Annotated in this window: 8 protein-coding genes; all 8 read right to left on the reverse strand. The window is 46.7% G+C overall.

The genetic code is table 11. The features are described from left to right. Positions 1 to 444 (reverse strand): hypothetical protein (locus ACJ751_RS00355; protein WP_407743373.1); only part of this gene is annotated, 444 nt, incomplete at its 3' end. A 55-nt stretch (positions 445 to 499) separates the two neighbouring features. Continuing rightward, on the reverse strand, positions 500 to 1,936 hold the full coding sequence (locus ACJ751_RS00360; protein WP_407743374.1) for a phytoene desaturase family protein: 1,437 nt from the start codon (positions 1,934 to 1,936) through the stop codon (positions 500 to 502). A 280-nt stretch (positions 1,937 to 2,216) separates the two neighbouring features. Beyond that, complete coding sequence (gene soxC, locus ACJ751_RS00365; protein WP_407743375.1) at positions 2,217 to 3,488, reverse strand: sulfite dehydrogenase; 1,272 nt, start codon at positions 3,486 to 3,488, stop codon at positions 2,217 to 2,219. A gap of 20 nt (positions 3,489 to 3,508) precedes the next feature. Continuing rightward, on the reverse strand, positions 3,509 to 4,105 hold the full coding sequence (locus tag ACJ751_RS00370; protein WP_407743376.1) for a c-type cytochrome: 597 nt from the start codon (positions 4,103 to 4,105) through the stop codon (positions 3,509 to 3,511). Positions 4,106 to 4,113: 8 nt separating this feature from the next. Beyond that, positions 4,114 to 5,796 (reverse strand): hypothetical protein, encoded by a 1,683-nt coding sequence (locus ACJ751_RS00375; protein ID WP_407743377.1) that lies wholly within the window; start codon positions 5,794 to 5,796, stop codon positions 4,114 to 4,116. A gap of 18 nt (positions 5,797 to 5,814) precedes the next feature. Then, positions 5,815 to 7,155, reverse strand: coding sequence for a DoxX family protein (locus tag ACJ751_RS00380; protein WP_407743378.1), 1,341 nt, complete (start codon positions 7,153 to 7,155; stop codon positions 5,815 to 5,817). Between the two features lie 15 nt (positions 7,156 to 7,170). After that, positions 7,171 to 8,511 carry a RagB/SusD family nutrient uptake outer membrane protein gene (locus tag ACJ751_RS00385; protein WP_407743379.1) on the reverse strand — a complete coding sequence of 447 codons (1,341 nt, stop codon included), beginning with the start codon at positions 8,509 to 8,511 and terminating at the stop codon, positions 7,171 to 7,173. A 21-nt stretch (positions 8,512 to 8,532) separates the two neighbouring features. Then, complete coding sequence (locus tag ACJ751_RS00390; protein WP_407743380.1) at positions 8,533 to 11,664, reverse strand: SusC/RagA family TonB-linked outer membrane protein; 3,132 nt, start codon at positions 11,662 to 11,664, stop codon at positions 8,533 to 8,535. Positions 11,665 to 12,757: the final 1,093 nt, after the last annotated feature.

The raw sequence follows: 12,757 nt of genomic DNA on the forward strand, positions 1-12,757 counted from the left end.
CAGTACCAGGGCAAAGATCACATACTCCAAGCCGTAATAATCAACCAGTTTATTACCTGCAATCACCTGCGCAATAATGGCCAGTACATAGATCAGGGAGAACCCTGCCGCAAAATTCTTCATGCTGCCGCCTGATAAACCAATGGCGGTTCCACTCAGTACCAGGATGATTAACCAGGTTTGAAGGATCAACAGCATATTTTTAAACGATAATACTTTATCGGTCAATTCACTGGTATTCGCCCATTGATACACCGGCAATTGCAATTTGAAACCGGTCACCAGCGTGGTTAAGAGCAGGATGGCAATGATGACGAAACCGCCAATGGTCACGGCCCAGATGTCTTCTGTAAATGCTGCAAAGAAGGGTTTCTTTGTGGGAACAGGTTCATGGGTTATTTCGCTGGTTGTTATGTTGTTTACGTTTACATTCTGGTACGACATGTTATAATTATTTATTAGCTGTAGGGATCCCGTTAGTTAAGTTAATATTTTCTGTTTAATCTTTCTTTATATCAATTGCAAATACATCGTGCAGGGCTTTACGTGCTGCATGATAGCCGCACATGCCATGTACCCCCCCGCCCGGTGGCGTTGAGGAGGAACAGATGTATATTCCATTGGCTGATGTGGTGTAAGGCGACCAGCGGATAGCCGGCCGGGTATACAATTGCCTGAGGTCGATAATGCCACCATTGATATCGCCGCCGATATAGTTAGGATTATATGCTTCCAATTGCTGTGTATTGAAAGTATGCCGCGCCAGGATCAGGTCTTTGAATCCCGGGGCAAACCGCTCCACCTGGTTTTCGATGGCAGTTGTCATATCGTTGGTGGAACCATTTGGTACATGGCAATAAGCCCAGGCCGTGTGTTTACCAGCGGGGGCCCGTGTTGCATCAAACACACTCGGTTGGGCGAGTAATACAAATGGCTTCTCCGGGTGGACACCTGCTGAAGATAACCGTTCACTTTCAACGATCTCTTCTATCGTATTTCCTATGTGCACGGTTCCAGCCTGGCGACATTCGGGCGCCGTGAACGGGATTGGTTCCTGCAATGCCCAGTCAATTTTAAATACGCCCATGCCATACCGGTATCGCTGTAATTGTTTTGTATATGTTTGGGAGAACCGGTCACCGGCGATCTGTAATAATTGTTTTGGCGTAACATCGAACAACACCGCTTTTGCTGCCGGCAACTGATTGATTGAACTTATATAACTGTTCGTTTCTATTTTTCCGCCTAATGAAACAAAGTAGGATGCGAGTGCATTGGCAATAGAAACCGATCCGCCTTTTGGTACCGGCCAGCCTTTTAGATGACCAGCCGTCATTAAAACCAAAGCAATGGCCGAAGTGGCTGCATTGGTCAATGGTAGTATGGAATGCGCCGCCATACCGGCCCACAAACCTTTTGCTTTTGCCGTATGAAATTCACGTGATAAATAGTTGGCGGAAGTCAATGCCTTCAGTCCGAACTGCGCCATCGACAAAGGATGTTTGGGAAAATGGAAAGGGCCCAGGATATCAGGCGCTATGTTGGGCCAGATCTTTGTTATTGGTTGGATCAGTTTTATATAGGCTTGTTCATCTTTGCCCAGCAACCGGGCAGTTTCTTCAATGGATCTTTTCAGCACCGCTGCCGTGCCATCATCAAAGGGATGCGCAGCTGCCACATCGGGGTAAATAAATTCCAGCCCATGTTCCTGCAACGGCAATTGCGACATAAACGGAGAGGCCACGGCCATGGGATGGATGGCCGAGCAAATATCATGTAAATAGCCGGGCAGGGTAATTTCAGCCGTGCGCAATCCACCGCCAATTGTTTCCTTCCCCTCCAGCAACAGCACCGATACCCCGGCCTGTTGTAAAGTGATGGCGGCAGCCAGTCCATTAGGTCCTGCTCCTACTACTATAGCGTCGTATGTGCTCATTACATTCATTTATTAATCGTGAATCGGTCTCGGCTAAGCCGAGAGCAATCGGCAATCGGCAATCGGCAATCGGCAATCGGCAATCGGCAATCGGCAATTTGGCCTCGCGATAATACTCAAACTCTTAATTTTTCAACCTTCCAATCTCCTACTTCCTATCTCTTATCAATTGTTTCCTTTATCAACCCTTTCAACTCTATCAACCGCCTACTTTCTTCCTCTAAACCATCTTCTACCTCGTTAACTTGTCAACTTGCCAACTTGTCAACTTGTTAACTTGTCAACTCGTCAACTCCGCCTTAAACAACACCCGCCCATCCCTCTCTATTAACCACGAAGTAACCGGATTCAAATGATACCCACCCATATCTTTTCCTCTTGCATCGATCAATTGCTTCATGGTTGGCTGCATATAACCAGTTTCATCAATGGCACGGCTCATCAATTCGGCTCCGCCGCCTTTCCATTCCCATAAGTAACGGAAGGCCGTATGTGCTTTATCCAACACCGGGTCCTGTAATCTTGCATCGTTCCAGGTTTTGCCGCCATCGGTGCTTACTTCCACTTTATAAATTTTTCCGCGGCCGCTCCAGGCAATGCCACGAATTTCCATCCAGCCTTTTTGCAGCTGTTGCGGATAAGCGGGGTAGGTAATAATAGAGCGCGCATCCATTACAAAGCTAAACTGTCTGACCTTTCCATCTTTCACGCCCTCGGTATATTTGGCCGTTTCTTCCCGCGTCATAAATGGCTGGTCGCTTAACTCGATCCGCCGCAACCATTTTACACTGGTATTTCCCTCCCAACCAGGCAGCAATAATCTGGCCGGGTAGCCCTGCTCGGGGCGAATAGCTTCCCCATTCTGAGCGTAGGCGATCATGGCGTCTTCCCAACCTTTGCTCACCGGTATACTGCGCGACATAACAGCCGCATCTGATCCTTCTGCCAAAAACCAGCTGGCGTTGGGTCGAACGCCTACTTCCCTGAAAAGTGTCGACAGCATAACACCTGTCCATTCACTTTGACTGGTGAGACCGCAAATTTCCTGAGGCGTCATTTCTTCTTTACCGCCCCGGTAATTACCTGAACATTCTACAAAGAAGATCCGGGTCACAGATGGAAAGCGTTTAAGATCGGCCAGCGAAAACACCAGCGGCTTTTTTACCATGCCGTGTAGGGTCAGTGAATAACTGTGGGGATCAATCACCGGCACACCGGCATGATGCCGCTCATAATGCAGGTCTGATGGAGTGATGGTCCCAAACAGGTCCTGCAGCGGGGTACGGGAAGATGTATCCGAGGGCTTTTTTACGAGCGTTTCAAATTTCGACCGCGTGCCCAGCACGCCCGGTGGTGGCCCCTGTACTTTTGTAGGATCACTTATTTTTAACTCAGCCTGCGTAATGGCTTTTTGCACCACTTGTCCGTAGGATGACTTCAATAATACCACGGCCGCAGTAGCAGCGCCACCCAGCAATACTCTTCTGCTGATGGATTTACCCTTTGATCCTTTATCCTGATCTATCTCCTTTTTATCTCCTTTCATTTGCATTTTCGAATTTTTACCATTGTTCAACGTACTTCAGGTCCACCCTTTCGATCATCAGGGATGAACCGGTTTTGCGCCGGCATCACCACCATAGGTAATGTTTTTGCATTCATCACTTCCTTTTCACCGATCACTTTATTCGCCTGCAACAGGAAGGCCGTCAGCTGATACACTTCTTCATTGGTCAATGAACCTGGTTCATTATAGGGCATGGCCCGCCGTACATAATCGAATAACGTGGTGGCATAAGGCCAGTAATTACCGATGGTTTTGTTTTTGCCCGGCTTCGTACTGATCAAAACCGGCCCCAACAGTTTTGCCTCGGGTGAAGTTGTATCTGTACCATGACAGGCCACGCATTTGGACAGATAGATGGCTTTGCCTGCTATGGCGCTGCCTTCACCTGCCGGCAACCCGGTTCCATCTGGCCGCACATCTATATCTATCTTTTTAATTTCCTCAGGGGAAGCTGGCCGGCCGAGCTGAAAGCTGGACGGCCAGTTGGTTGAGTCTATTTTTATAGTTTTACCTTCTGCAGTTACTATAACATGCAGCGAGTCACTATTACTATTACACGACCACACAATAAGACAACTACAAACGATCCATAATTTGTTCATACCCTTGCTTAATATTTTCCTGCCTGTAAACTACTTTCTGATAAAGCATATGGACGGTTAATACGATCGAGCACTACATAAATGGAATCTTTATTTTCGTTGACACCCGTTAAGATCACGCGTGATCCATCTGTTGTTTCGTAATGCAACAGCATCCGGTTGCGCTTTTCATTTTTGGGCGCTTCGGCAAATTCGCGGTTCCTCCTGGTTGATGCAGCCCGGTGATCGATCATCGCTACTTCATTACCAATGTTTTTCCAGGCTTCTTTTGGAATGAACTTATCCGCGGTATCCTTTTGCTTTGTTGTTTTTGCTTCTTTCTTTTTATTTCTATCTGAGTTCAGATTCTGATCAGTACCACCATCGCCGCCAACACCTGCTGCACGATTTCTTCTATCGGGGATGTCTTTGTATTTATCTTCCAGGTATAATACGTTGTTTACCGTATCGGCATAGTAATGAAACACCCGTTGTCCACCGCCTACGCCAGTCAATTCAAACGTGCGGTTGATATCGCGCTGCGGATCGCCGCCGCCATTTGACAGATCAAGCGCTGTTGGTTTATTGATCCGAAAAGTGAGGCTGCTCCATTTTTCAAAAGTGGCTTCCTGCCAGCGTACCGTATCGAGCGGATTGTACACAATGGATTTATTGTTGATGCGAAACTCCGTAACCGCATAATTTCCACGCAATTGTTTTACTCCTGCAACAGAAGGTTGTTTATAGGGATCGTACCAGAAGTTTACGAGTTGTAAATAGAACAATACTACCAGGAAGATAAAGATGGTAGCGGCCTTCAATCCTACCCGGGCAAAGCGTTGCCATTTTGCGTTGAAAACGGGATAGAAATTCACAGGCACCGTATTCCTTTCCAGGATGAGCAGGTTGTATATTTTCGGTACATCCTGTACTAATAAAAATGCAGCCAGCAATACAAAATAACTGCTGTACACATGCACGCCGCCATCATAGGCAAAATTCACATACACAATATCGCCGAGCGCACCAAACAACAGGATAGAACCAATTGTGGTTGTACGTCTGAAGAATAATAAAGAACCAGCTGCTACTTCCACCACCCCGGCAAAGATCTGGTACCAGGGTACAATACCGATAGATAACCAATACAATTTCTGGGCGGTCATATCCCCTACATTGGTGTTCAGCACACCCCAGGAGGGATAAGGCATTTGCACCGGTAACAGTTTGGTGAAACCGAAACCAATGATACCAATCCCGGCTCGGTACCGTACTACTACCCGCAACCAGTAATACAACAGGTTGTATTCGGCGCGCGCTGTTTTACGACGGTTTACTATCCAGGTCCAGATAAAACCACCTGCTGTGGCTAGGATCAACATAATGATCCAATTGGCATAACCCAGCAGCGTACTGCCAAACAATTTATTCCCAAACAGGTTGATGCCCGAACCAAAACGCGCAATATCATACAGGTCGCGGTAATGCAAATTGGTCCAGTCGATGTGAAGAACAAGCTTATACCACTCTGCACTATTCGGAATAGCAATACTGATAAAGAAAATAAAGGCTATTCTGAATAAGATCTTTTGGGTGGATGTCCATACTGAAGCAACCGGGGTGGTGGTTGAAGCAGCCTGGGTTTTTCCATTGCCGTTCACCGGCGTTGCCGGCGGCGCTGTTTCTATGTATGTATCTTGAACGAGTGACATAGTTTTGAATTTTTAAGACTACAGTTTTAATGATTTACTCCGTCCGGCACGTTCCACTTCTTTCAACAGGTATTTTTTATTGATCCGTTGTACCGTCGCAAATACCGAATCCCTGTTTTCATTTACCCCGTACAATTGAATTGTACTGTCATTGGGTCTTGTATAATGCAATTGCAACTGCTCATCCTTATAAAACTTATTCTTATTCTGCAGGGTCAGCAACTGGTTCACGGTATCTACGGTATAGCTGTAATAATGCCGGCCAATCGCGCCTTCCAGTTCATAGGTTTTGTCGGCATCGGCGGCATTGATCCTTTCCACATTGTTCGAATCGATGTGCACCGGTCTATTCGATCTTATACTGATCGTATTCCATTCTTCAAACACCACATCCTGCCAGCGAACCGGATCGAATCTGGAATAAGCGATGGTATCTGCATTGATGCGGAAATAACTTACATTGTAAATACCGGCAGTTTTTGGCAGCCCTTTTGTCACCGGAAACTGATATGGATCGTGCTTATAACCGGTGGCTGTTTTAAAACTATACAGCAATACAAAAAAGAAGACTGCGAACACTTTCAAACCAAAGCGTGCATATACCTGCCATTTGGCTGTAAAAACAGGGCGAAATCGATTTGGGGTAGTTGGTTTCTGTAATACCAACAGGGTAACGATCCGTTGCAGGTCCCAGCTCAACACAAAAAGCGCCAGTACGATCAAATATAAACTGTACACCACTTCCCCGCCTTCGTAGGCGATGTTCGACATAAACACATTGCCCGTGAACAACAAAATGACCACCGCGCCAACCGATGCTGTTTTTCTATACAGCAATAACAACCCGGCTACTACTTCCACCAAACCCAGAAAGCTTTCATACCCCGGTACAATACCCAAGCTGATGGAGAATAATTTCCACCGGGTAAAGTCGCCATAATTAGTATTGAGGTTACTCAATGATGGGTAGGGTGATTGAAGCGGAAACACTTTAATGAACCCATAAGCAATAACGCCGATAGCCAGTCTGTATCGAACGATCGCTCTTATCCAGTAATACAGGTTATTATAGGTGACTGTGCGATTACTATCAACAACTGTCCAGATGATAGCACCAATGGCAGCGATCGCAGCCACCATACCCCAGCCGGCAAAGCTTTGCGCACCGGAAATAAACTGTGGCATATAGTGTGCGAGCTGGAAGATATCGCCATACTTCAAATGCGCCCAGTTTATGGCAAATACCTGTTTGTAATACCCCCAGTCGAATGGCACCGCCTGCACCAGAAAATAAATAAAGAAAAAACGGAAGGCAATTTTTTCATAGCCTTTCCATTGGTTTGTATGTTGCGCATTCATGGTGTGACTATTTTATTAGTAATTGAAATTCTGTTCCAGCGAACCATCTATCAGTACTTCTGTGGCGGGAATCGGCAACACGTATTTGTTCTTATCGGTAACCCCCAACACAGCCGCGGCACGATTGGTACGCACCAGGTCGAACCAGCGGTGCGGCTCAAACGCAAACTCTATCCTTCTTTCATTTTCGATGGCCAGTAAGATGTCCTCCCGGGTAGCCGCTGTGCTGGCAGTGAGCCCGGCACGACTGCGCACGGCATTCAGATCGGCCAGGGCCCCGGTAAGATCTTTAAGTTGTGCACGTGCTTCGGCCCTGATGAGGTATTGTTCTGCTATGCGCAATACATAGGCAGGGTCTGTGGCCGGACTGCGATAGTACAGGTTACCATACCACAATCCCTGTGCAGTTTTGGCTACCAGCACATTGCGGTTGCCGCCGATAGCAGCATCATTTACCAGCGTCAAAAACGCATCGCCGGGCGCCCATTGACGTGTTCCATTGTTCGCAGGCGGCTGCCATTGATTGCGATGTCCATTTGTATAGGTAGTACTGTACGACAGTTCGAATACAGATTCAGGTGTGGCCACTACATTGTTGGCGAAAAAAGCGCTATAGGGTTTTACCAGGTTGTAATTCGCGGCATCGCCAATGAGTTTGGTAGCATAACTTTCTGCCAGCGCCCATTCGCTTTGATACAAATGATATCGTGCCCGCAAAGCCCAGACTGTTTTTTTGGTGGCGCGGTAACGGTTGGTGGTTTCAGGCAACAGCGGCTCGGCAGCAGTAAGATCACTCAACACCTGCGCATAGGTGTCTGCCACGGAACTGCGCCTGATACCATTTTTATCATTGGCGGAATTGGTGGGCGTTAATGCCAGTTGCACGCCGCCCCAGGTACGCACCAGGTCAAAGTAGGCCAGCGCCCTTACGAAATAGGCCTCACCCGTTAACTGATCCTTCAAAGCGTCTGTTAACAGCGGATCGGCAACATTGGGCACTTTGGCGATGATGTGGTTCGCCCGATTAATGGTAGCATAAATGGCGCTCCATGCAGATGCAACGTTGGCGTTATCGGCCCGCACGTTATGCGAAATAAATTGTTGCACGATAGATTGCGAGCCCGTCCATTGTACGTTGTCGCCCGACAAATAACCAATAGATTGAAACGTAACGCCATAATACCCGTCGGCGGATAAAGCGCGGTACAACCCGCGGGTGGCGGTTTCTGCAGAGGTTTTATCAACGATCGTTTGTCCATCTGAAACCGAATCAACCGGCTGCACTTCCAGGAACTTTTTGCACGATACCAACAACAAAGTGGACAATGCCGGCATGAGATATTTAAATGAATTCATGTCAATAATTTTTTGAGAAGTTTACAACGTAACATTAACCCCGAACTGAACCGTGCGCGGTTGCGGTGGGGTACCCAGGTCGAGACCCTGTACATTTTGAGCACCGGTTACATTCGACTCGGGATCGGGCCCGGTGTATTTTTTGATCCACAATAAATTGCTGCCAACAAAATACAGGCGAACACCCTGCAGGTGCGCTTTGGTAACAATGCGCTGCGGGAGGGAGTACCCAAACGTTACCGAACTTAATTTTATAAAGGAACCATCTTCGAGAAAACGGCTGTTCTGTTCCAACGTATAGTTATTTCCGTAGGCAGTCAGGCGGGGCACATCGGTGATATCACCGGGTTTTTGCCATCTCTTCAACTGACTGGCAAACAATACCCGGTTCGCATCGCGGGTTCCCCCACCCTCGCCAAAAAAGCGATTGAGGTTAAAGATCTTGTTGCCATATTGATAAGAGAAAGCAATACTCAGGTCAAAATCTTTATAGCGCAGGTTATTGGTAATGCCACCAAAGAATTTAGGGATGGCGCTGCCAAGGATCTGGCGATCGGCCGTGTTAATGGAACCATCTTTCACTACATCTTCAAATACGGCCGCGCCGGTCTGCGGATCAACATACTGTTGTTTGTACAACCAGAATGAATACAGGGAGTAGCCCTGCTGTAAACGGATCCAGTCGCGGTTGTAGTAACTGATAGGTGTAGGCAGTTTTTCAATCCGGTTTTTATTACCGGAAATATTGAAACTGGTTGTCCAGCTGAAATCTTTTTTGCGGATGTTATTGGAGAAAATACTTACCTCATATCCCTTATTACTGATCTCGCCCACATTGGCTGCATAAGAATTGAAACCAGAGATGGCTTGTATAGGCAATTGCAACAAGGCATCGGTGGTATACTTGTTATAGAAGTTCACTTCTACATTTATCAACCCATTCAACAATCCAACATCCACGCCCACATTCTCCTGGCGGGTTTTCTCCCATTTCAAATTGGCATTGCCCAATTGTTGGGGCGCTGTGCCGGGTTGATCTGTTCCACCTGTAACATCCGGATAACCGGCGCCACCCGTCCAAAGACCTTGTGCGGCGAAATTGTTAATCCCATTCTGGTTACCCGTTAAACCCGCACTGGCCCTGAGCTTCAGTTCGCTCAGCCAGCTAACACCCTTCAGGAAATCTTCTTCATGTAATCGCCAGGCCACTCCCACCGCCGGGAAATAACCAAAGCGATTGTTCTCGCCAAAACGAGAGGAACCGTCGGCGCGGATACTGGCTTCCAGAAAATACTTACCGCTGTAGTTATAATCGACCCGCGAAAAAAACGACACCAGGTTACCCTTAGTAAATTTCTGCGAAGCGGAACGGTTGGCTGCTGACGCAATTGACTTGAATGAATTATTGGGAAATCCTGACCCGGATAAGGAGTCGGTACGTAAAGAATTACTTTGTATAGAATTCCCTACCAGGATACCCAATGCATGACCGCCAAACAGGTTCTTGCGGTACTGCAGGGTGTTCTCGTTGATCCAGGTGGTGTTTTGAGTTTGTATAGAAGTGGCCAGGCCATTGGCAGGCGCTGCACCTAATTGTGTCAAATTGTTCCAGTATTCTGACTCGTTATAATGATTATAATCCAGGCTCCAGCTGGTGCGGAATTTAAGATCGGGCAGAATTTCTGCATCTGCATACAGGTTGCCGATATAGCGCAAGCTGATCGTATTTACATCATAGTTATTGATAAGTACATCCAGGTTATCAAAACCTGCCCATCTGGCCGGCGTGCCATCAGCATTTGTTTCCGGTAAATACGTTGGGGTATGCAAGGCCGATTGTAACAACCCACCGGCCGGGCCATCACCCGAACGGGCCTGGTTCCTGAAAGAACGGTACAGGCTGTTGCTTACACCCACCGATACTTTTTCATTTACCTTTTGATCGAGGTTCAGCTTAAAACTGGCACGACTGAAATCAATCGGTTTTATATCTGCCTGCTGGCTGGTATAACCGCCACCGATATAGTATTTAGTGGCTTTACTGCCACCCTGCAACGACGCATCATATTCATTGAGCAAACCGGTGCGGAATACTTTATGCAATCTATCATAAGTAGCCTGGTCTTGTGGCAACCCACGTGGCGCTGGTGTTACGGTAGGATTGTCAGTCAACGCACGAAAAGGCAGGTTTTTGTATTTGGCAATACCAGCTGCATCATTGGCCGCCAAGGCATCCTGGTACGAGTTGGCATAAAACTCATTCATCAGTTCAGCATGTTGCGGACCGGTGGTTAAGTCCCATAACTGTGGCGCCCAGGCCCAACCTTGTGATGCTTTTACATTTATACGAGGCGCTGCATTATAATTACCGCGTTTGGTGGTGATGATCACCACCCCATTGGCGCCGCGCGCCCCGTAAATAGCCGTAGCGTTGGCATCCTTCAACACTTCAATACTTTCTATATCGGCAGGGTTAATGTCGGCAATAGGTGAAGTAGCGCGTCCACCGGTGCTTACGGTTTGCAAGCTGGTGTTATTAATGAACACACCATCCACCACATACAAAGGATCGTTGCTGGCGTTGATGGAAGTAGCGCCGCGCACCCTGATGAACACGCCATCACCCGGCACACCCGCATTGGAGTTGATCTGTACACCAGCGGCCTTGCCCTGTAACTGAGCATCTACGCCGGCTACCGGGATATCTTTTACCTCGGCGGCATTTACTTTTGAAATAGAGCTGATGAGATTCTTTCGTTGTTGTGTGCCATACCCTACTACCACTACATCATTCAATTGTGAATTGGTCTCATGGAGGGTGATGAGATTATTATCGGCCTGACCAATGCTTACCTCACGTTGCTGATACCCAACATAGGTAACCAGGAAAACCACTGGCAGGTGTTGACCTGTGAGGAATTGAAACCCACCTTTTTCATCGGTGGCCACTTCGTGGGTAGTGCCCTTGATGTGGATGGTGGCGCCAGCCAGGGGCGCTTTTGTTTTATCGTCGAGAATGCGGCCGGAAATAGTGATATTATTGGTAATAACTTTCGCCGCCTTCGCGGGGTCTGAGGGAACATTTTCCTGCGAAAATGAAATAAACGGAACAAGCAGTGCAGGCAGAAGCCATGCACTAACAGCTTTTGTCATTATCTTTGTTTTGGTAATTATGAATAAGGCGGGGCAGACTTTGACTCGCAATCTCTATCCGCCCTTAACGCCTTGTTTTCCGCCGGAATAGCTCGCAACTATTCCGGCTTCTTTTTCCTACGCTAACTATCTTTTATGGACCGGCACGGCCGAAGCAGCTTCCAATTTTTTTTAAATAGATTGACCTATTCATACCAAATGAATATTTATGTACAGGGTTAATTTCTGATCTCGATAAGGTCAATGGATGCTCAGCAACAACAGGATGTACAACAGCAACGGCCCGCTGTAAGTAAAACGGGCGTAGTAGTAATGAGTATAAAATTGGTATGTACCATTTGTGCAGTTTCAATCATTCAATAAACTATTTCCAATTCATTTACGGTACAATATTAATACGTTTTACTTAGTCTACAAAATTAGTGGGTTTATTATCCGAATTTTAATTTCGCTTGTCACGCAAAAAAGCGCGTATGCCGCACCAGTACTGGTGTTCATACGCGCCCGCGAGATATATTTATATTAATTTATATTACCTGTTAGTTTTTCCTTTGTGTTGGCAGCGCAAAGCTCATTGTTCGGCAACATTGTTATTCTGCCCGACGACAACGACCATTATTTGGAATGCAAGAGCTGTTGTTTGGTTACAATAACTTTTTTATTGATAACAATAACCCTCGTTTGGTTTACAACAACCATTGTTTACCACATACCACCCCTTGTTGTGATTACAATGACCATCATTTGCATGACAGCCACGCTCGTTTGAAAATCAATAACGCAATTGTGACCGGCTAAACATAATTGTTGGATTACAATGACCATTGTTCTGAAAACAAGGCTTATTGTTCAACAACAAAGACCTGGTGTTCGACAACAATGACCTTTGATATAATGACGGCGCCCCTTGTTTTGATGACAGGAAGGGTAATTCGCAAAACAATGACTATAATTCCAATTACAATCTTCCAGATTTGCAAAACAATTACCATTTTGTCGCCGCCTAAACATAATTGTAGTGGAACAAGCCTTATTGTAATTCAACAATTATGTTTAGCCCATCAAACAAGGGTCATTGTAATCAAAACAAGGG

The sequence above is a fragment of the Niastella sp. genome (assembly GCF_045805085.1).
Classification (GTDB): Bacteria; Bacteroidota; Bacteroidia; order Chitinophagales; family Chitinophagaceae; genus Niastella.